The 19,861-nt window shown below is 69.5% G+C and carries 18 protein-coding genes and 1 tRNA gene; 11 read left to right on the forward strand and 8 right to left on the reverse strand.

From position 1 onward, the window contains the following. Window positions 1-45: 45 nt before the first annotated feature. Entirely contained in the window at window positions 46-1,113 is a 1,068-nt protein-coding gene (locus QMK34_RS41760) for a hypothetical protein (RefSeq protein WP_326420362.1), read from the reverse strand. Next, window positions 1,106-1,681: an RNA polymerase sigma factor gene (locus tag QMK34_RS41765; RefSeq protein WP_326420363.1), complete on the reverse strand. Its 576-nt coding sequence runs from the start codon at window positions 1,679-1,681 to the stop codon at window positions 1,106-1,108. Before QMK34_RS41765 ends, QMK34_RS41760 begins: the two co-directional genes overlap by 8 nt. Before the next feature lie 159 nt (window positions 1,682-1,840). On the opposite strand from QMK34_RS41765, the gene QMK34_RS41770 reads away from it, so the two are divergent. Continuing rightward, the gene (locus tag QMK34_RS41770; protein ID WP_326420364.1) at window positions 1,841-2,512 is read left to right on the forward strand and encodes a C39 family peptidase; all 672 of its coding nucleotides are present in this window, start codon (window positions 1,841-1,843) and stop codon (window positions 2,510-2,512) included. A gap of 141 nt (window positions 2,513-2,653) precedes the next feature. After that, window positions 2,654-2,911, forward strand: a complete 258-nt coding sequence (locus QMK34_RS41775; RefSeq protein ID WP_326420365.1) for a DUF397 domain-containing protein — start codon at window positions 2,654-2,656, stop codon at window positions 2,909-2,911. On the opposite strand, the gene QMK34_RS41780 is transcribed toward QMK34_RS41775, so the two are convergent. The 4 genes from QMK34_RS41780 to QMK34_RS41795 all read right to left on the reverse strand — a co-directional run bounded on the left by QMK34_RS41780 (window position 2,889) and on the right by QMK34_RS41795 (window position 9,333). After that, entirely contained in the window at window positions 2,889-3,425 is a 537-nt protein-coding gene (locus QMK34_RS41780) for a hypothetical protein (RefSeq protein WP_326420366.1), read from the reverse strand. The genes QMK34_RS41775 and QMK34_RS41780 overlap by 23 nt on opposite strands. 82 nt (window positions 3,426-3,507) lie before the next feature. Next, entirely contained in the window at window positions 3,508-6,036 is a 2,529-nt protein-coding gene (gene otsB / locus QMK34_RS41785; RefSeq protein WP_326420367.1) for a trehalose-phosphatase, read from the reverse strand. Between the two features lie 235 nt (window positions 6,037-6,271). Beyond that, complete coding sequence (locus QMK34_RS41790) at window positions 6,272-7,723, reverse strand: alpha,alpha-trehalose-phosphate synthase (UDP-forming) (RefSeq protein WP_326420368.1); 1,452 nt, start codon at window positions 7,721-7,723, stop codon at window positions 6,272-6,274. 80 nt (window positions 7,724-7,803) lie between these two features. Next, window positions 7,804-9,333, reverse strand: coding sequence for a threonine/serine ThrE exporter family protein (locus tag QMK34_RS41795; RefSeq protein WP_326420369.1), 1,530 nt, complete (start codon window positions 9,331-9,333; stop codon window positions 7,804-7,806). 147 nt (window positions 9,334-9,480) lie between these two features. Between QMK34_RS41795 and QMK34_RS41800 the strand changes: the two genes are divergently transcribed. From QMK34_RS41800 to QMK34_RS41815, 4 genes are all read left to right on the forward strand, one after another. Next, window positions 9,481-11,085, forward strand: coding sequence for an alkaline phosphatase D family protein (locus QMK34_RS41800; RefSeq protein WP_326420370.1), 1,605 nt, complete (start codon window positions 9,481-9,483; stop codon window positions 11,083-11,085). A 49-nt stretch (window positions 11,086-11,134) separates the two neighbouring features. Next, window positions 11,135-11,207: transfer RNA gene (locus QMK34_RS41805), tRNA-Thr, on the forward strand. 147 nt (window positions 11,208-11,354) lie between these two features. Continuing rightward, window positions 11,355-11,519: a hypothetical protein gene (locus QMK34_RS41810; protein WP_326420371.1), complete on the forward strand. Its 165-nt coding sequence runs from the start codon at window positions 11,355-11,357 to the stop codon at window positions 11,517-11,519. Window positions 11,520-11,616: 97 nt separating this feature from the next. Further along, on the forward strand, window positions 11,617-11,751 hold the full coding sequence (locus QMK34_RS41815; protein WP_326420372.1) for a hypothetical protein: 135 nt from the start codon (window positions 11,617-11,619) through the stop codon (window positions 11,749-11,751). A gap of 43 nt (window positions 11,752-11,794) precedes the next feature. Here QMK34_RS41815 and QMK34_RS41820 read toward each other — a convergent pair whose 3' ends face one another. Beyond that, window positions 11,795-12,280: a MarR family transcriptional regulator gene (locus QMK34_RS41820; RefSeq protein ID WP_326420373.1), complete on the reverse strand. Its 486-nt coding sequence runs from the start codon at window positions 12,278-12,280 to the stop codon at window positions 11,795-11,797. A gap of 214 nt (window positions 12,281-12,494) precedes the next feature. On the opposite strand from QMK34_RS41820, the gene QMK34_RS41825 reads away from it, so the two are divergent. The 3 genes from QMK34_RS41825 to QMK34_RS41835 all read left to right on the forward strand — a co-directional run bounded on the left by QMK34_RS41825 (window position 12,495) and on the right by QMK34_RS41835 (window position 16,839). Continuing rightward, window positions 12,495-13,163: a DUF4142 domain-containing protein gene (locus tag QMK34_RS41825; RefSeq protein WP_326420374.1), complete on the forward strand. Its 669-nt coding sequence runs from the start codon at window positions 12,495-12,497 to the stop codon at window positions 13,161-13,163. Window positions 13,164-13,609: 446 nt separating this feature from the next. Then, window positions 13,610-15,892, forward strand: a complete 2,283-nt coding sequence (locus QMK34_RS41830) for a terpene synthase family protein (RefSeq protein ID WP_326420375.1) — start codon at window positions 13,610-13,612, stop codon at window positions 15,890-15,892. A gap of 125 nt (window positions 15,893-16,017) precedes the next feature. Further along, entirely contained in the window at window positions 16,018-16,839 is an 822-nt protein-coding gene (locus QMK34_RS41835) for a maleylpyruvate isomerase family mycothiol-dependent enzyme (RefSeq protein WP_326420376.1), read from the forward strand. A 76-nt stretch (window positions 16,840-16,915) separates the two neighbouring features. On the opposite strand, the gene QMK34_RS41840 is transcribed toward QMK34_RS41835, so the two are convergent. Further along, complete coding sequence (locus QMK34_RS41840; protein WP_326420377.1) at window positions 16,916-17,899, reverse strand: small ribosomal subunit Rsm22 family protein; 984 nt, start codon at window positions 17,897-17,899, stop codon at window positions 16,916-16,918. A gap of 194 nt (window positions 17,900-18,093) precedes the next feature. Here QMK34_RS41840 and QMK34_RS41845 point away from each other — a divergent pair, with 194 nt between their 5' ends. Together QMK34_RS41845 and QMK34_RS41850 are read left to right on the forward strand one after the other, a co-directional pair. Then, window positions 18,094-18,498: a YciI family protein gene (locus QMK34_RS41845; protein WP_326420378.1), complete on the forward strand. Its 405-nt coding sequence runs from the start codon at window positions 18,094-18,096 to the stop codon at window positions 18,496-18,498. Window positions 18,499-18,534: 36 nt separating this feature from the next. Next, a complete protein-coding gene (locus QMK34_RS41850; protein ID WP_326420379.1) occupies window positions 18,535-19,824 on the forward strand; it encodes an RNA polymerase sigma factor in 1,290 nt (429 codons plus the stop codon). Window positions 19,825-19,861 lie beyond the last annotated feature (37 nt).

A 19,861-nucleotide genomic window follows, 5' to 3' on the forward strand; every position in this document is an offset into this window, starting at 1 on the left:
TTCATCACCTGCATACCCGCTATTGCCCGTGGCCCCGCTCAGCGTTCACGGACGGGCTCCCCTGCTGCTGACCACGGCATACGTGATGCTCGCCTGGCTGATCGTGCGTTCCATGCCGCCGCGGATCGAAACTACCCCGCCACCCGTCAGGGTGCCGTCGACCGGTGACATGAACTGCTGGAGCCGCACCACCTCGTCGTGGTTGCCGGGGATTTCCACGGACAGCCGGGTGGCGGGGTGGCCGTCGGGGGACGTCGCCGTGTTCACCACCGACAGCCCTGGCAGGTAGGCCATCGCACGCAGGACGGTGGCGCGCTGCCCGGCGCGCAGCGACCGGCCGAGCATGGTTTCGAACTCCCCGAACATGCCGGGGAGGTCCAGGTCCCCACCCGGCTTATGCTGCAGGACTTGGCGGTAGAGCAGCGCCGGGTCGTCGGGGAGGTTGTCGTAGTACCGCTGCCCGGGGTTGCCGCCGGTCCACTTGTCGGGGATGTCCTCGTAGTTGCCGCCGGGCGCCACCAGCGTGCCCTCCTGCGCGGAGACCCCGGAGACCAGGTATTTCGGCGGGATGGGGTCTTTCGTGGTCTTCGTCGTGAGGTCGGTGTCAGCGGTCTGCTGCCAGTTCTGCGAACGGTCGAACGGGATCCACTCCTCGATGAGCCCTGGCCGGAGGGCGCGCGTTTCGTTGTCGATCCCGTCGCCGAGCAAGAGGTCCCGCTTGACGTAGAGGTACTCGCCGGGCCGCAGCGGAAGATCCCGGACGTGGTCGGCGATGTCCCCGGCGGCGTTGACCGGGAGCATCGGGTTCTCCGTCGCGACGGGGACCTCGCTGGTCGGCTGGATGATCGAGATCCCGACGACGGCCACGACCGCCGCAACCGCGAGCACCGAGATCGCGGCCACCAGTGAGAACGGACGTGGCCGCTTCGCCAGCGGTCCGGGTGCCGAGGTCGCGGGCAGCGCGATGATGACGGCGCCCTGGTCCTCCGCGTCGATGGTCGCCCGCAGCAGCGCGAGGCCGGTGGCGTAGGCCTGCTCCGACATCGCGGGCGGCTCGGGCCGCAGGTGCCCGACGGCCTTGTCGACGCCGGTCTCCCAGTCGTGGTCACTCATTCGGGGCCTCCTCGGCGGCCGCCGCCCGGCGCAGCGCCTGACGGGCGCGGTGCAGCCTGGTGCGGGCGGTGATGTCCTGGATGCCGAGTGCCTGCGCGGCCTCGGCCGGGGTCAGCTCGGCGAGGGCGACCAGCATCAGCACGTCACGCTCCTCCGGCCGCAGCGCGGCGAGGGCTTCCGCGAGCTGCCCGATCCGCGCGTCCGCGTCGACGCGCGCGGCGGCGACGGTGTCCGGTGGGTCGCTGCTCTCGGCCCGGCCGTGTTCCTTGGCCAGGGCCCGCAGGCCGCGGACCTCGCCGCGGGCGTGATTGCGCACCAGGTTCGTGGCGATGCCGTACAGCCACGCGCGAGCGGTGCCTCGATCCGGGCGGTAGCGCTGCCGCTCCCGCCAGGCCCGCAGGAAGGTCTCGGCGACCAGGTCGTCCGCCGTCGCGGGGTCGAGCCTGCGCGCCAGGTAGCGGTGCAGTCCTCTCGCGTGGGCCGCGTACAGCCGGGTGAGAGCGTCGCCGCCGTCGCCGCCCGAGAGATCCGGGCGTTCGACGTTCCCCGGCAGAGGCGGACTCGTCATGGTCATACCTTGCTGTTAACCGAAGTGGCGTGGACCGTTCCGGACCTACTTTCGTCGTGGGCCGTCTGGGGAGACATTCAAGACAAAGTCGAACTCTAACGCGACCATTCTCCTGTTCGACGTTGACCAACAAACGTCGCTACTGGGGAAGGACTGTCCATGCGCAAAATCAGAGTCGCGGTGGTAGCTGTCTTCGCTGTCGCCGGGCTTGTCACGGCGCCGGCCTTCGCGAGCGCGGACACCAAGCACGTGGTGCCCGCGCCCGCGTTCGTGCGGGCGTTGCCCGCGCCCGCCAAGGTCGAGGGCCAGGGGATCCACGCCGACGCCGTGCTCAACATCCAGTACCAGGTGCAGAACACCGGATACTGGTGCGGCCCGGCCGCCACCCGGATCGCGATCTCGGCCAGGACCGGTAACGTGCCGAGCCAGGCCACGCTGGCTTCGCAGCTGGGCACCACGACCAACGGCACCGACTACATCGGCCAGGTCACCGGCGTGCTCAACGGGGATCTGGGCAGCAGCTGGTACGAGACCAAGAACATGCCCAGCGACCCGCCGACCCAGGCGCAGCGCGACCTGCTGTGGCGCGACATCGTGCTCGACGTCAACAACGGCTACGCGGTCGTGGCGAACATCGTCGCCCCGGCCGACAACCACCCGCCGGGCTACCCGAACTACACGATCTACCACTACTTCACCGTGATCGGCTACGACAGCTCTGACATGACGGTCAAGATCGCCGACCCGGCGAGCTTCGGCGGCAACCAGATCTACTGGCTCACGTTCAACCAGCTTTCGACCCTGATCCCGCCGAAGGGTTACTCCGCGTAGCCGGGTGCGATTCGGACGTGGCCTATGTCGAGCACACTTCGGATCGGTTCACGTCGAGAAGGAAGAGCAGGTTTGCGCTGCCGTGTTGGATCGCGGCGACTCGGTTGCGCTGATTGAACGGCTCCGAGCGGAGGAAATCCGATGTCCACTGTGGACTTTGACGGAGCCCGGTGGAAGAAGAGCAGCTACGGCGGCAGCGGTCAGGGCAGTGACTGTGTCGAGGTCGCTTTCGTGCGCTCGGCCGTCGCGGGTGCGCGACTCCAAGAGCCCGTCCGGCCGAGTTTTAAGACTTCGATTGCCCCTGAAGGCCACCATCACGGCGTAATACGCCGTCATGGTGGCCTTCAGGGGCAAGCAGACTTGACGTGCGGCAGTGTCACCAGATGGGGTGGTCGCTGAACTTTCGCAGGGTGCCGGTGGACGGCCGGACGTAGAAGTGCCCGACCAGGAAACCCAGCGCGCTGAAGATCAGGTACAGGAACGGCGTGAACAGGTCCGAGGGCTTGGGGTGGTTGCCGTCGGCCCAGAGGTCGGCCACGAACGGCAGCAGGACCGCGAACAGCGTCGCCAACCCCGATCCGGCCAGGCAGAGGATCAGCGCCTTGTAGGTTTCGCGGGCCTTCGACACGACCAGGTAGTCACCCTGCAGGCAGCGCCGGGCGGTGAGGACCGTGACCGCCGTCGCGAGCACGAAAAGCGGAGGCGCCGCGATCGCGACCAGTCCGGTCACGGTGCCGGGGAACGCGCGGTCGTGGAAGATTTTGCTGAAGAACGCCGAAATCCCGAAGAACAGGACCGTGCCGACGATCAGCACGACGCCCACCACGATCGGCCCCCAGCGGAACCGGTCGGCGAACCTCGGCGGCAGGGGGATGTACTCGGGAACCGGCGTGTAGTTCGGCTGCACGGGCACCGCCCCCTTCCTGCTGGTGAGGCTGTTAAGCCCACCTTACGGCCGTCATGCGACCGCAAGGTGGGCTTAACGTTATTTCAGCCTATTTGGCCAGCAGATTCGCGCACCTGATGAGCCCGATGTGCGAGTACGCCTGCGGGTGGTTGCCCAGCGAGCGCTCCGCGATCGGGTCGTACTGCTCCGGCAGGAGCCCGGTCGGGCCCGCCGAGGCGACGATCTGCGTGAACAACTCTTCGGCCTCGGTGCGCCGCCCGGTCAGCAGATACGCCTCGATCAGCCAGGCCGCGCAGATGTGGAAACCACCCTCGCCGCCCGGCAGGCCGTCGTCGCGGCGGTAGCGGTACACCGTCGAGCCGCTGCGCAGCTCGGCCTCGATCGCCGTCACCGTCGACTGGAACCGGTCGTCGCTCGGGTCGATCAGGCCGGTGAGCCCGACGAACAGCGACGCCGCGTCGAGGTCCGTGCCGTCGTACGCCGTGGTGAACGCCTGGACCTCTTCGTTCCAGCCGTGCTCCAGGACGTCCGCCGCGATCGCGTCGCGCAGATCAGGCCAGGCGGCGGGGATGCCCCGGTCGTAGACCTGCCCGAGCTTGACGGCCCGGTCGATCGTCACCCAGCACATCACCCGCGAGTACACCCGGTGGCGCGGCACGTGCCGCTCTTCCCAGATGCCGTGGTCGGCCTCGTTCCACCGGCGCGTGACGGCCTCGGCCATCGCGCGCACCATCTGCCAGTCCTCGTCACGCAGTTCGCCGCGTGCCTCGGCCAGCGTCTGGACCAGCTCGACCACCGGGCCGAACACGTCCAGCTGGACCTGGTGGTTCGCCAGGTTGCCGACGCGGACGGGCCGCGAACCGGCGTAACCCGGCAGCGACTCGATCACCGCTTCGGCACCGATCACGCTGCCGGCCAGGGTGTAGAGCGGGTGCAGCCGTTCCGGACCGGCCAAAGTGGACAGCACACCGTGCAGCCACCTCAGGTAGCCCTCGGCCTCGTCGGTCGAGCCGAGGTGCACCAGTTCGCGCACGGTCATCGCCGCGTCGCGGATCCAGCAGTAGCGGTAGTCCCAGTTGCGGACGCCGCCGACGTCCTCGGGTAGCGACGAGGTCGCCGCCGCCAGCACGCCGCCGGTGTCGGTGTTGACCAGTCCGCGCAGCGTCAGCGCCGAGCGGCCGACCAGGTCCGTCTGCACGCGGGGCAGCTTCAGCTTCGCCGCCCACTCGCTCCAGTACGTCCCCGCGCGGGCCCTGCGGTCCACTTCGGACAGTTCGTGCGGGCCCGTCTCAGTGGTCCCGCAGCGTAGCTCCAGCACGACCGGCTTCTCGGCCGAAGGCTGGACCAGCGCGGACGCCGTGTCGTGCATCCCGTCTGAGGTGATCTCCCACTCGACGCCCGGTGCGTACAGCACGAACGGCTCCGAAGTGCCGAGCACGCTCAGGCTGTCGCCCTCGTGGACGAGCTTCACCGGCACGCCGCCGAACTCCGGCCGCGGCGCGAAAACCACCGACGCCTGCGTCTCACCCGAGATCACCCGGACGAGGTCCGTGCGGTGCGAGGGGCTCTCCGGCTCCAGGTAGTCCGTGACGAGCAGGCGCGACCAGCGCGTCTCCAGCGTCATCGTGTTCGGCAGGTAGCGCTGGCCCAGCGGCAGGCCGTTGCGGTGCGGCTTGATGGAGAAATGGCCCGCGCCGGGCCCGCCGAGCAGGTCGGCGAACACCGCGGGCGCGTCCGGCCCGGGGTGGCAGAGCCAGGTCAGGCGGGCGTCCGGGGTGATCAGCGCGACGGACCGCTCGTTGGCGAGCATCGAGAGCCGCTCGATCGGCGGGGCCTGCTCGCCGTAGAGCCAGTTGCGGCGCTCTTCGAGCAGGAACGCCAGCGCGATCGCGACGTCGACGGTGTCGGGCACGCGGTAGGTGGCGAGGGTTTCCCCGTCACCCACCTTGACGCCCATGTCCGGCCCGGACAGCCGGGCGAAGGCCTTCTCGTCGGTGACGTCGTCGCCGAGGAAGATCGCGGCTGTCGCGCCGACCTGGTGGCGGAGGATGTCGAGCGCGTTGCCCTTGTCCGTCTGGACCACGGCGAGCTCGACCACCTCCTTGCCGTCGGTGGTGGACACACCCTCCCATTTGGAGGGTCCATTGTGGACGTCGGCGAGCACGCGGCGGCCCGCCTCGTGCTCGGCGCGGCGGACGTGCACGGCGATGCTCGCGGGCTTGACCTCGAGCGACACCCCCGGCACGTCGAGCACCAGCTGCTCCAGCTCGGTCTCGAGCCGCCGGTGCAGCTTCTTGGCGCTCGCGTCGAGGGCGTGGATGAAGCCGATGTCGAACTCGGAGCCGTGGCTGCCGACGAGGTTCACCTCGGACGGCAGTCTCGACAGGGTGGCCAGGTCACGCAGCGCGCGGCCCGAGATGACCGCGGTGGTCGTCTCGTGGAGGCCGGCGAGCGACCTCAGCGCGCCGACGGACTCCGGCAGCGGACGGGCTTCGTCCGGGTTCATCGTGATCGGGGCCAGCGTCCCGTCGTAGTCGCAGGCGACCAGCAGGCGCGGAGTACGGGCGATCTGCACGATCGCGCGCCGCAACTCGGCGGGCAGTGCCTCGGCGGTCAACACTCCTCCTTATTTTCCGCGGCTTTGCGCGCGTCCGCGATCGTGTCGCCAGGGCGTGGCTTTCGTGTGACGGTGGCATTATCGAGGCAGGCGCCTTGCCGCCCCGATAGTGGGGCCTGTCGGCCGGGGCACGCTCGGTGGTTGCCTCGAGCGAGGCGACTCGGCGCGGTCAACACTCCTCCTCGGGGGGAGCTTCGCTAGGTGGCTGTGAAGCCACCGCAGGGGATGGGGAAAGTCAGTCGGTCGGTTCGGCTCCGAGAGCCTGCAGGAACGAGCGCGCCCAGCGGTCGACGTCGTGGGTGAGGACCTGGCGACGCATGGCGCGCATCCTGCGTCGGCCCTCGGCGGGGTCGAGCGTAATGGCTGCCAGCAGCGCGTTCTTCACCCCGTCCAGATCATGGGGGTTGACGAGCAGCGCGCTGGTCAGTTCGGCCGCCGCGCCGGCGAATTCGGACAGTACGAGGGTGCCGCCGAGGTCGTGGCGGCAGGCCACGTACTCCTTGCAGACGAGGTTCATCCCGTCACGCAGGGGAGTGACCACCATGACGTCCGCCGCGGAAAAAAACGCGGCGAGTTCGGTCCGGTTCACGGACTGGTGCAAATAGTGCACGACCGGGTGACCCACCCTGGCGAATTCGCCGTTGATCCGGCCGACCATCTGCTCGATGTCACCGCGCATGCGCTGGTAGTGCTCGACCCGTTCGCGGCTGGGGGTGGCCAGCTGGACGAACGTGACCTCCTCCGGCTTGATCCGGCCCTCGTGCAGGAGCTCGTGCAGCGCTTGGAGCCGCAGGTCGATGCCCTTGGTGTAGTCGAGCCGGTCGACGCCGAGCATGACCGTCTTCGGGTTGCCCAGGTCGCGGCGGACCTGCGCGGCGCGTTCGGCGACGCCCTTGGTTCTGGCGAGCGTGTCGAGGCCGTCGGCGTCGATGGAGATCGGGAACGCGCCGACCCGGACCGTGCGGTCGCCGACCTGCACCATGCCGGGCCGCGACCGGACGCCGACCGCGCCGCGCGTCGGCTCGAGGCCGACGAGCTGGCGGGCCAGCCACAGGAAGTTCTGCGCGCCACCCGGACGGTGGAAGCCGACGAGGTCGGCGCCGATCAGCCCGCGCATGATCTCGGTCCGCCACGGCATCTGCATGAACAGCTCGACCGGCGGGAACGGGATGTGCAGGAAGAAGCCGATCCGCAGGTCGGGGCGCAGTTCGCGGAGCATCGAGGGGACCAGCTGGAGCTGATAGTCCTGGATCCAGACGGTCGCGCCCTCGCCCGCGACCTTGGCGCTGGCCTCGGCGAACCGCTTGTTCACCTTGACGTAGCTCTCCCACCACGCGCGGTCGAACACCGGGCGCTCGACGACGTCGTGGTAGAGCGGCCAGAGGGTGGCGTTGGAGAAACCCTCGTAGTAGTCGCGGACCTCGGCCGAGGACAGGGTCACCGGGTGGAGCACCAGGCCGTCGTCGTCGAACTCCTCGACCTCGACGTCCGGCACACCCGGCCAGCCGACCCAGGCGCCCTTGCGGGACCGCAGGAACGGCTCCAGCGCGGAGACCAGGCCGCCGGGGCTCGCCGTCCAGCGGCGTTCGCCGTCCTCGGTCCGCTCGAGGTCCACGGGCAGCCGGTTGGCCACCACGACGAAGTCCGCCGAACTGCCCTGTTCGTGTGCCGAAATCGGTTCGCTCACTAGCTGCTCCCTCGTTTTTCTCCGGTCGCGGCCCGGAGAAACCTTATCGCGGGAGAAGTGCCCGATCCGCCGCGAACGGTCTATTCCAGCCGCCGATCCGCCGGTTCGAGTGGTCCCGCCATCCGCGGGCCCGCGAGCTTGCGCTCGAGCCTGCCGAGCCCGCTGCGCACCGGCTGGGCGAGGTATTCGCCGAGCACCACGCCCGCTGCCAGTGCCAGTCCGACCGCCACGGCCGTCATCAGCGTCGAGATGTTGCCACCAGGCTCCACGCCGAGCTGGTAGAGCCCACGGTAGGTGGACAGGCCGGGTAGCAGGGGGGTGATCCCGGACACGGCGACCACCAGCGGGGTCACCTTGAGCCGCCGGGCGAGCACGCCGCCGCCGAACCCGACCAGCGTCGCGGCGATGGCCGACGAGCTGACCTGGTCGAATTCGGTGAGCATCAGCGCGCCGTAGACGGCCGCGCCGATCGTGCCCGCGGCCGCCGAAACCAGCGTCGCCCGCAGGGTCGAGTAGGAGGCCAGCGCGAAGCAGGCGGCCGCGCCGGCGCCGCCGACGACGATGAGCGGCAGGTACTGCGGCGTCGAGTTGACCACCTCCGGCAGCGGCGTGCGCGGCAGCCCGAGCAGCACGGCGATCTTCAGCGCCAGCACCACCCCGGCGATCAGGCCCGCACTCATCAGCGCCGTTTCCATGGTCCGTCCGGCCGCCGTGACGTTGTAGCCGGTGATCGCGTCCTGCACGGCCGACACGGTCGACAACCCGGACAGCAGCACGGTGACCGCCGCGGCGACCACCAGCGTGGGTTTGTCGGTGGTGAGCAGGTCGCTGCTGACGATCGCCATCGCGGACAGCGTCGCGACCAGGCCGCCGACCACCTGCTGGAAGAAGAACGGCAGGGCGTAGCGGTTCAGCAGCCTGCCGATCCGGTCGACCACGGCGCTGATCACCGCCGCGACCAGTGCGACGTCGAGTCCGCCGCCGACGATGATCGTGATGAACGCGGCCATGCCCGCCCACGCCGCGGTGGCGACCCAGCGCGGGTACGGGTGTGGGGCGGTGGTGATCCGCTGCAGCTCGGACTGCGCCTCCTCGGCGCTGATGTTGCCGCGGACGATCTTGCGGACCAGTGTCTCGGCCGCGGTCAACCGGGTGTAGTCGAGGCTGCGCGAACGGACCACTCGCAGCGCCGTCACGGGCGCCATGTCGGTGCCGCGATGGCAGGTCACGGTGATCGAGGTGAAGATGACGTCGACCTCGCAGTGCGGCAGGCCGAGCGCGGAGGCCAGCGCGATGATCGTCGCGGTGACGTCGGAGGCGCCCGCGCCACTGGACATCTGGACCTCGCCGATGCGCAGGGCGAGGTCGAGCACGAAGTTGACGGTGGAGTCGCCGGGCAGCTGCGGACCCATCGCCTCGTCGGCGTCGACGGCGGGCTGTTCCCCGGTGGGCGCCTCGAGAATGTGCCACGCCCGGCGTCGCACCAGGTTCGTCCGCTGCGCGCGGTTCGCGCCTGACTGGCTTTCCCCGTCGCGCGGGCGCGGGGCCTCCAAGATCTGCCACCGATGTCTGCGCTGGGGTGCCCCCTTGGCGCGTTCGTTGGTCTTCACGATCGGTCCACCTCCTCACTCGTTTCCGACTGTCCCCGGGTGAGCATCGACCGGCGCACCCCGACCGTTGCACGTATCGCGAAGTGGCGTCCACCACGTGCCGCCAAGATCCTCCACGGGACCAGGACCCACGGCATACTTCCCGCCATGGGGACTTCTTTGACCAGGCGTTCGGTGTTGCGCGCGGCGGGGGTGACGGTGGCAGGCGGCGCGGTTTCACAGATCACTCTTCCGGGCGAAGCCGCCGCCGAAGTGCTCTTCTTCGCCCACGGCGTCGCGTCCGGCGACCCGCTGCCCGACTCGGTGTTGCTGTGGACGCGGGTGACCCCGGCCGCCGAGGCCACGCCGGGCTCCGGGCTGGGGCCGCGGGTGGAGCTGCGCTGGGAGGTGGCGACCGACGCCGGGTTCGAGCACGTGGTGGCGCGGGGTCGGGAACGGACCGGTCCCGAGTGCGATCACACCGTGCACGTCAGCGCGGCCGGGCTGCGGCCGTCGACCGGCTACTACTACCGGTTCACCCATCGGGGCCAGACGTCCCCGGTAGGCCGGACGCGCACCGCGCCCCGCCACGACGCCGACCTGGCGCGCCTGCGGTTCGGCGTCGTCTCGTGCGCGAACTGGTTCGTCGGCCACTTCGCGCCGTACGGCTACCTGGCCAGCCGCGACGACCTGGACGCGGTCATCCATCTGGGTGACTACCTCTACGAAATGGCGCCCGATCCGGCGACGGACCTGCGCCCGAACGTCCCGGCGCACGAGCTGGTGACCCTGGCCGACTACCGGCAGCGCCACGCGAACCACAAGACCGACGCCCACGTCCGGGCGGTCCACCTGCGGCATCCGCTGATCGCGACCTGGGACGACCACGAGGCCGCCGACAACGCCTGGTCGGGCGGCTCGCCGTCCCACGACCCGGCGACCGAGGGCCCGTGGGCGGCGAGGATGGCCGCCGCGCACCAGGCGTACTTCGAGTGGATGCCGGTCCGCCACCGCGGCCCGCGCCTGTACCGGCGGCTCAAGTTCGGCAAGCTCGTGGACCTCACGATGCTGGACCTGCGCAGCTACCGCACCCAGCAGCCGGAGCCCGGCAGCGACGACCCGGCGGGCACGATCCTCGGCGCGGAGCAGCGGCAGTGGTTCCTCGACGGCCTGACCTGCGGCTCGGCCGGGTGGAACCTGATCGGCAACTCGGTGATGATCGCGCCGATCAAGGTCCCGGCGTTGCCGACCCCGCAGGTGAAGGCACTCGCGCGGCTCCTCGACGGCCAGCCACTGGCCACGACGGTCAACACGGACCAGTGGGACGGCTACACGGCCGACCGTCGCCGCGTCCTCGACGCGCTTGTCAGGCAGGGCAAGGGAAACACGGTGTTCCTGACCGGCGACATCCACTCGTCCTGGGCGAACGACGTCCCCCTCGACGCGGCCGACCCGACGTCCCCGGCAGTGGCGGCGGAGTTCGTCTGCACCTCGATCACCTCGGACAACTTCGACGACCTCCTGCACGTCCCGCCGCGCACCGCGTCACTGAAGATCGAAGCGGCGATCCGCGCACTGAACCCGCACGTCCAGTCGGTCGAGCTGGACTCCCACGGCCCGTCGGTCCTGGAGGTCACGCCCGGCTCGGTCCAGTTTGACTGGTACTACGTCGCCGACCGGCGCGACCCGGCGACGGCGGTCACCTACTCCCACTCGTTCCGCACCACCCCCGGCAACCCGCACGTGGTGCCGTCGACCACCCCGATCGCCTGAACCAGGCCCGGATATACTGACGGCGTCCCGGACCTGTGCCGGGGCGCCGGCCGGTATAGCTCAGTTGGTAGAGCACCTGTCTTGTAAACAGGAGGTCAGGGGTTCGAACCCCCTTGCCGGCTCCCTTTCACGCTGTCGTCGAGATCTCCCCTCGAACGGCTATTTAGTCTATTTCGGACAATTAATCCTATTCTTCTCCTGCGTGTTCGGCTATTCGGGTCAAATCGTGTTGTCCTGCGGAATTGCGGGAACCCGGTGGTCGACCATTTGTGTCTGACCTGTACCACGAGAACGTCCACGCGGGACAGCTGGCGGACAACGGCTGGCGTTGTCCTTCCGATCACGCGGGACACGACGGCTGGGAGAACTCCGCGCACGCCGCCGACGAGCAGTGGTGGAAAAATCATCCGATCAACCAGGAACAGGCGAACTGATGGCGACGGTGCAGCACGCGTCCTACGACGACTGGCTGCGGGTGTACGGCGACGTCTGTGACGCGCTGCCCGACCATCCGGAAATCGCCTGCCCGAATTGTGGGCACGCGGCGTCGGCTTCCACTCGATGGGCACCTCGTCCGAGGAGTTACGCGCGATCGTCCCCGAGTACGTCATCGTCTGTCCGCCCGAGTCGGCCGATCCTGACGATTTCGAGGAAGTGACGTTCTGAGCCGACGAGGGCCGGGTCCCGTTCGAGCTGGTGCTTGACGCGGTCAGAGGGGGCCGGGGCCCGCGGTCCCGATCGCGGGCACCCCGGCGGCGGCCTTGACGATTCGGCGGGCCGCGGCGGTGGCGGCCTTGCGCTGGGCGGGCGGCATTCGGTCGAGTAGCGCGCGGAACGCCGTCCGCCGTCGCTCCAGCACGTGGGCCACCGCGCGCCGCCCGGTTTCGGTCACCTCGACGGTGACGACGCTGCGGTTCTGCCGGTCACGGCCGCGGGCGAGGTAACCGTGGGTCTCGAGCCGGTCCGCCAGCCGGGTCACCGATGAGGCGTTCACCCCCATCGCCGCGGCCAGCCGGGAGCTCGGCACCCGGCCGAGGCCGTCCAGGATCAGCAGGAGCCGGGTCTGCGGGAACGTTACCCCCGGCGGGGCGGCGTGCGCGCCGTCCCAGGCGATGCCGACCAGCACCCTGGTGAGGGCTTCGAGCGCCGCGACGTCCTCGTCGAGATCGGGACCGGCTTCGGTGAGGGTTTGCATAGCGCAATACTTGCCATCGACAAGCGTATCGGTCAAGATGGCGGGGTGGCGTGGTCGTGCGGACCGCTGCCCGGCGCTCCTCGACGTCCATTGTGGACCATTAGTGCACCCTCTTTCCCTTGCTGGGATTCGTTTTCTTGCCGATCAGGTGAACCGCTCCTCGATTTCGTCCGTAGAACCCGGTGCGGGGCGGACGTCGTGCGAAGGAGGACTGATGCCAGTACGTGGTGGAACCCGCTTGAGGTTCAGGGCTCGAACCGTGGTGATCGGGGCGGTCGTGGTGGTCGCGCTCGCCGGTGCGGCCGTGGTGGCGATGCGCAGCGGCGCCGGGCAGGCGGGCGCGGCTCAGGCGGCGGTCACCGGCGTGGTCCCGGCGACGCCGGCGGCAGGCCCGGGGCCGGTCACCGACGGGGATCGGACGTTCCTGGTCAAGGTGCGCCAAGCCGGGCTGTGGGAGATGCCCGCGGGGCAACTGGCCCAGACCCACGCCGAGAGCCCTGCGGTCAAACGCGCCGCGATGCACCTGATCGACGGGCACTCGAAGCTGGACGAACTCGTCCGCGAGGACGCGAGCATCCTGGGCGTCGGGCTCCCTGACCAGGCCTCACCCGAGCAGCAGGGCTGGGTCCGGCAGCTGACCGACGCGCAGGGGCCCGCGTTCGACCGGCTCTTCGTCAACCTGCTGCGCGCTTCCCACGGGAAGATCTTCGCCACGATCGCCGAGGTCCGCGCGAGCACCGGGAACGACCTCATCCGGCGTCACGCGCGCCAGGCCAACGAGACGGTCCTTGACCACATGGAGGTCCTGGAGGACACCGGGCTGGTCGATCCGAAGACGCTTCAGGACGTCGCGGCCGCGGTCGCGCCTGCACCCGCGCGATGACAATCACAAGGTTCGTAAATGCGCAACTCTAGGGCGGTCGATTCACTCGGTCTGGTGAATGCGGCCGTCACGCGTCATAGCCGGGCGCGGGTGCCCTCTTGGTTGGTGTTCTACCCCGCGGGCCGTATGGGTGTCCGCGGTGGCGCGCCAGATTAGCCGGCGCCGACCGTGAAGCCCCCCGAACGGTCGGCGCCGACATCTGTCTTCAGGCGTCGGCGGGCTGAACGGGCGACGCCCCTGATCCCGTACGAGTCAGTCTTTTCACCATTCGCAGCCGGGCATCACCCGTTCGGGACGATCACTGGGCCGCTCGATAAACCCCGGTGGACAACGTGTGATTCACCCGATCTCCCGGCTTATCGCTCGCCTGGACGGTTGCCGCGGTGAACTGCCGGCTGCAAGTGTCTAACCGGAAAGCGTCCGGACGGCTGAAAGGCTCGTAACCCATGCAGGCGTTCACACTGCCCGAGTTCTACGTGCCCCATCCCGCCAGGCTCAACCCGAATTTGGAGCCGACGCGGGCGCACAGCATGGAATGGGCGCGGACCATGGGCATGCTCGAAGCGCCCACGCCGAGCGGCGGCGTCGTGTGGACCGAGAACGCGCTGGCCAGGATGGATTACGCGCTGTTGTGCGCGCACACGCACCCGGACTGTGCCGGTCCGACCCTGGACCTGATCACCGACTGGTACGTCTGGGTGTTCTTTTTCGACGACCACTTTCTCGAGGAGTTCAAGTATTCGCGGGACATGGCCGGGGCGAAGGCCTATCTCGACCGGCTCGAACTGTTCATGACCGAACCGGGGGAAACCCCGCCGGAACCGCGCAACGCCGCCGAGGCGGGCCTCAAGGATCTCTGGGCCCGCACTATTCCGGCCATGTCGGACGACTGGCGCCGCCGGTTCATCACCAGCACGCACAACCTGATGGTCGAATCGATGTGGGAGCTCGACAACATCGACCGCGGCCGGATCGCGAACCCGATCGAGTACATCCAGATGCGCCGCCGGGTCGGCGGGGCGCCGTGGTCGGCGAACCTGGTCGAGATCGCGGTCGGCGCCGAGGTCCCGGCGGCCATCGCCGCCACCCGGCCCATGGAGGTCCTGCGCGACACCTTCTCCGACGCCGTCCACCTGCGCAACGACCTGTTCTCCTACCAGCGTGAGGTCCAGGAAGAGGGCGAGAACTCCAACGCCGTCCTGGTCTTCGAGAAGTTCATGGACTGCTCCACCCAGGAGGCCGCCGAGCTGGTCAACGACCTGCTGACCTCACGGCTGCAGCAGTTCGAGAACACCGCGTTCACCGAGGTCCCGGCCCTGCTCGCCGAGCACGGCATCGCGCCGCAGGACCAGCTCGGGGTGGCGCTCTACGCCAAGGGCCTGCAGGACTGGCAGTCCGGCGGCCACGAGTGGCACGCCCGCTCCAGCCGGTACATGAACGAGGGCGCGGTCTCGGGCGCGCACGGGGTGCTCAGCGGACCCACCGGGCTGGGCACGGACTCGCTGCGCCCGGCGTTCTCCGTCGGCGGCCTCGGCCTCAAACAGCGTTCCCGTCAGCATTCGCACACGCCGTTTCAGCAGGTCGGGCCGCTGCCCGTGCCCGAGTTGTACATGCCGTACCAGGTACGGACCAGTCCTTATCTCGACGACGCGCGTAAGCACGGTGTCGACTGGGGGCGGGAGATGGGCTTCTTCGACTCGCTGCCCGCAGTGGCGGTCAGTGGGGTCTGGGACGAGCAGCGGCTTCTCGGCATCGACGTCGCGCACTGTGCGTCGATGATCCACGCCGACGGCACGGCGGACGGGCTCAACCTGTCCACGGACTGGCTGAACTGGGGCACGTTCGGCGACGACTACTTCCCGGTGGTGTTCGGCGCGCGGCACGACGTGGCCGCGGCGAAACTCTGCAGTGATCGGCTCAGCCTGTTCATGCCGCTCGACGCCGGGGGGACGCCGCCGCCGGTCGGCCCGATCGAAAAGGGACTGGCGGACCTCTGGCGGCGCACCGCCGGGCCGATGTCGGAGCCCGCCAGGGAGATGTTCCGCAAGGCCGTCGAGGACATGACGGCCAGCTGGGTGTGGGAGGCCGCGAACCAGGCGCAGAACCGGATTCCGGACCCGATGGACTACGTCGAGATGCGCCGCAGGACCTTCGGCTCCGACCTGACGAAGAGTCTGACCAGGCTCGCGCATTTCGACGTCGTGCCCGCGGAGATCTACCACCACCGGACGATGCACGAGCTGGACACCGCCGCCCAGGACTACGCCTGTTTCCTCAACGACCTGTTCTCGTACCAGAAGGAGATCGAGTTCGAGGACGAGGTGCACAACCTCGTCCTGGTCTTCGAGAGCTTCCTCGGCATCGACCGGTTCGCGGCCGCCGAGCTGGTCGCCAAGCTGATGGCGTCGAGGATGCGCGAGTTCGAGCAGATCGTCGAGACCGACCTGCCCGCGATGTGCGACGACCTCGGGCTCGACGACGAGGTCCGCGCGATACTGACCGGGCAGGCCGACGAGCTCAAGGAGTGGATGTCGGGCATCCTGGAATGGCACCGCAAGTGCGTCCGCTACACCGAACCCGAGCTCAACCGGCTCCGTGGTGACGCGCTCGCGCAGTCGCCTGAGGCGGCTGCGCCGAGCACCGGATTCCGGTTCCTGCCCAGCGGGCTGGGCACCTCCGCCGTGCGGCTGGCGAGTTCGGGGACCACGGCGGGGGCCGCTGCGAACTAGGACGAACCGTGACCGGCCGCCGTATGTCCACATAGGACGTATGGCGGCAGGTTCTACCCGGCCTCCGCACGGCTGGAGAAGTCTTCGCCGGTAACGCGTTGCTAACGTGGTCTCAGGAGGCTGCGATGACGATCACGCGTACGCAGTTCGAAGCCGTCGGTGCGTCCCTTTCGGGTGCCGCCGAACGGTTTGCCACGCTGGTGGAGACCACTGATCCCGCGGCGGAGACCGTGCCGGGGTGGTCGGTGGCCGACCTCGCCGCCCACGTGACGGCGATCGCCCGGATGTACACCGTGATGCTCGACCCGGCCGCTTCCTCGGATCGCGACGTAAGTGCCATCACGGTGTTCAGCCTGCACGACCTGAACGAGCTGATGCTCGTGGAGTTCAGCGAACGGGACCCGCGGCGGCTGGCCGGGCTGCTGCGTGAGCACGTCGGCGAGATGCTGCGGCTGAGCGGCGAACTCGATCCGGAGCTGCTCGTCCCGTGGCTCGGCGGTTCGCGGCTGCCGGTCGGCGGGGCCCTCGCGCACCTGCTCAACGAGCTGCTGATCCACGGCCGCGACATCGCCCTCGCGGCGGGCGCGGACTGGGACATCCCGCCAGCCGACGCGGCGTGGTTCTTCGAGCTGTTCCTTTACGGCATGATCCGCGGCGGCGTCAGCGGCCTGCTCGACGGCACCCCAGGGTCGGCGCGGCGGATCGCGGTCGAGTTCCACTCCGCGCACACCACGAGCAAAACCGTTGTGCTGCAGGGACATCAGGTCTCGCTCGAGGAACCGGACGGGCGTGCCGACGTCCGGGTGTCCTTCGATCCGGCAGTGCTCGCGCTGGTGATGTTCGGCCGGTACGGCAAGGCGCGTGCGGTGCTGACGGGCAAGCTCGTCGTCCGCGGGCCGCGGCCCTGGCTGCTGCCGCGCTTCCTGCGTACCGTGCGCGTCCCCTGAGCGCGCTGCTGGTCCCTGAAGGCCACCATGACGGCGTTAGACGCCGTCGCGTGGGGGCGCCCATCAAGGATGGCCTTCAGGGGCAGTCGGGGGGCCAGGGGCCGCCCCACTCGGTGTCGCGGGCGGCGCGGTAGAGGTCGCCGTGCTTCTTCGTCACGACGACGTCGGCGAGGACGTTCTCGTCGGTGCAGAGGCGGAACTGGACCATGCCCTTGCGCTTGCCGGGATGCCGGACGACCCGGCCCGCCGGGCGCTGCGCGGGCGTGCGCGACGCGACGACGTAGGAGAATTTCTCGTCCTCGAAGCCGAGCGCGCCCGCCTTGATCAGCCGGTGCAGGTTGGTGCGCGGCAGCCGCGCCGCGAAATGACACCAGTCCTTGCCGCGTGGGATCGGGCAGGTGCCGTCGTGCGGGCAGGGCGCGACGACCGACAGGCCGAGCTCGATCAGCTGGTCGCGCGCGGCCACGATCCGTTCGTAGCCGGCGGGCGTGCCGGGTTCGATCAGGACGACCATCCCCGCCTTCTCGGCCAGCCAGCCGACGGCTTCGGCGCGGACGTTCTCCGGCAGCTCGCCGAGGACGTAGGACAGCGTCACCAGGTCGGCTTCCGGTGCGGCCGAGCTCGGGTCGATCAGGCCGCGCCGCCAGTCCGCCGCCCGGACGGCCGGTGTCGTCGCGCTCACGGCGAGCCGCTTGCCGAGCCCGATCGCGTTCGCCGCCTGCTCGACCACGGTGCACGCCTTCAGCGACGGCCAGAGCCCGGTGGCCGCCCACACGGCCGCGCCGGTGCCGCCGCCGACGTCCACGTGCGTGCCGGGCGCGAACCCGGGCACCCGCGCGGCGACCTCGGCGAGCACCGCGTGCACCGCCGCGTAGGTCGCGGGCATCCGGTAGGCCGCGTAGGCGGCGACGTCGAGGTCGGAGGTCAGGATCGGCGCTTTCGCGGCGACGCCCTGGCGGTAGCGGTTGGTCAGCTTCTCGACGGACTGGGTCAGCTGGTGCTGGGGAAACCGTCGCAGCTCGAGGTCGAGCGCGGAGGACAGGTCATCGGGGAGAGCCACGACCGGCCATTCTGCCCCGCGGGTGCCACTCGGCCGCCGAGCGGGCCCTCGACGCGCCCGGGTGGGCTCTGACCTGCGACTTCGTGCTTGTGGAAATATTCTTCGCGAGGATGTCGATTCCGGCGCCGCCCGATCGACGCGTTGGTGAGAGCAAGCACGAGCAAGCACCGAGGCGAACAGAAGGAGACACTCAGATGCGTTTCATGGTGATCGTGAAGGCCAACCCCGAGTCCGAGAACGGCGTCATGCCGACCACCGAAGAGCTGACCGAGATGGGCAAGTTCAACGAGGAACTGGTCAAGGCCGGGGTGATGCTGGCCGCGGACGGGCTGCACCCGAGCTCGGACGGCGTGCGGGTGCAGTTCGACGGCAAGAGTGAGCCGAAGGTCGTCGACGGGCCGTTCGCGGAGAGCAAGGAGCTCATCGCCGGGTTCTGGATTCTCCAGGTGAAGTCCAAGGCGGAGGTCGTCGAGTGGCTCAAGCGGGCGCCGTTCCAGTCTGGCGAGGTGGAGATCCGGCGGGTCTTCGAGGCCGAGGACTTCGGCGACAATATGACCCCTGAGCTGCGGGAGCAGGACGAGCGACTCCGGGCGCAGTAGCGGTGGCCTTGCTCTTGCGAGGCGGACCCTGTCTGATTGGCCGGTGTGACGGCTTCAAGCACGCAGGACGCGATAGACGCGGTGTGGCGGATCGAATCGGCGAGGCTGATCGCCGGGCTGGCGCGGCTGACCCGCGACGTCGGCCTCGCCGAGGAACTCGCGCAGGACGCGCTGGTCGCCGCCCTCGAACAATGGCCTGAGTCGGGCGTCCCGAGAAATCCGGGCGCCTGGCTCATGACCACCGCGAAGCGCCGGGCGATCGACCTGTTCCGGCGCAACGAGCGGTACGAGCGGAAACTCGACGAGATCGGCCGCGGGCAGCAGGTCGACCAGGCGATCGCGCCGGACTTCGACGTGGCGCTCGACGAGCAGCACATCGAGGACGATCTGCTGCGGCTGGTGTTCACCGCGTGCCACCCGGTGCTGTCGACTGAGGCGCGGGTGGCGCTGACGCTGAAGATGCTGGGCGGCCTCAAGACCGAGGAGATCGCGCGGGCTTTCCTGGTCAAGGAGTCGACGATCGCCCAGCGGATCGTGCGGGCCAAGAAGACGCTCGCCGACGCGAAGGTTCCGTTCGAGGTGCCGGAGGGCGAGGACCGGATCGCCCGGCTGGCGTCGGTGCTCGAAGTGATCTACCTGATCTTCAACGAGGGCTATTCGGCGACCGCGGGCGATGACTGGATGCGGCCGGGGCTGTGCGAAGAGGCGCTGCGGCTCGGCCGGATCCTCGCCGGGCTGGCGCCGCAGGAGCCCGAAGTGCACGGCCTGGTCGGACTGATGGAGATCCAGGCGTCCCGCTCGGCGGCGCGCACCGAGCCCGGCGGCAAGCCGATCCTGCTGCTGGAGCAGGACCGTTCGCGCTGGGACCAGCTCCTCATCGGCCGCGGCCTCGCCGCGCTCGAACGTGCCGAGGCCATCGGCCCCGGGCTGGGCCCGTACTCCGCGCAGGCCGCGATCGCCGCCTGCCACGCGCGGGCGCGCACCCCGGAGGAGACGGACTGGATCCGGATAGCCGCGCTGTACCAAGGACTCGCGAAGCTCAACCCGTCCCCGGTGGTGGAGCTGAACCGGGCGGTCGCGGTCTCGATGGCGTTCGGCCCGGCGGCCGGGCTCGAGATCGTCGACGTCCTCACCGCGGAGCCGACCCTCGCCCGCTACCACCTGCTGCCCAGCGTGCGCGGCGATTTCCTGGCCAAGCTCGGCCGCTTCGACGAGGCGCGACAGGAGTTCGAGCGCGCGGCGGACTTGACGGCCAACGGCCAGGAACGAACCCTCCTCCTGAACCGCGCCGCCGACTGCACCCGCGAACTCTCCGACAGCCCCTGACCCTCGCTTGTCGCCCCAGAAGTCCCAGAATGCCCCC

The sequence above is a fragment of the Amycolatopsis sp. H20-H5 genome, assembly GCF_035828755.1.
Taxonomy (GTDB): domain Bacteria; phylum Actinomycetota; class Actinomycetes; order Mycobacteriales; family Pseudonocardiaceae; genus Amycolatopsis.

Bases quoted from the DNA above. Each gene is read 5' to 3' on its own strand.
- QMK34_RS41760 (WP_326420362.1), bottom strand. From the start codon at position 1,113: ATGAGTGACCACGACTGGGAGACCGGCGTCGACAAGGCCGTCGGGCAC.
- QMK34_RS41765 (WP_326420363.1), bottom strand. From the start codon at position 1,681: ATGACGAGTCCGCCTCTGCCGGGGAACGTCGAACGCCCGGATCTCTCG.
- QMK34_RS41770 (WP_326420364.1), top strand. From the start codon at position 1,841: ATGCGCAAAATCAGAGTCGCGGTGGTAGCTGTCTTCGCTGTCGCCGGG.
- QMK34_RS41775 (WP_326420365.1), top strand. From the start codon at position 2,654: ATGTCCACTGTGGACTTTGACGGAGCCCGGTGGAAGAAGAGCAGCTAC.
- QMK34_RS41800 (WP_326420370.1), top strand. From the start codon at position 9,481: ATGGGGACTTCTTTGACCAGGCGTTCGGTGTTGCGCGCGGCGGGGGTG.
- QMK34_RS41820 (WP_326420373.1), bottom strand. From the start codon at position 12,280: ATGCAAACCCTCACCGAAGCCGGTCCCGATCTCGACGAGGACGTCGCG.
- QMK34_RS41825 (WP_326420374.1), top strand. From the start codon at position 12,495: ATGCCAGTACGTGGTGGAACCCGCTTGAGGTTCAGGGCTCGAACCGTG.
- QMK34_RS41830 (WP_326420375.1), top strand. From the start codon at position 13,610: ATGCAGGCGTTCACACTGCCCGAGTTCTACGTGCCCCATCCCGCCAGG.
- QMK34_RS41835 (WP_326420376.1), top strand. From the start codon at position 16,018: ATGACGATCACGCGTACGCAGTTCGAAGCCGTCGGTGCGTCCCTTTCG.
- QMK34_RS41845 (WP_326420378.1), top strand. From the start codon at position 18,094: ATGCGTTTCATGGTGATCGTGAAGGCCAACCCCGAGTCCGAGAACGGC.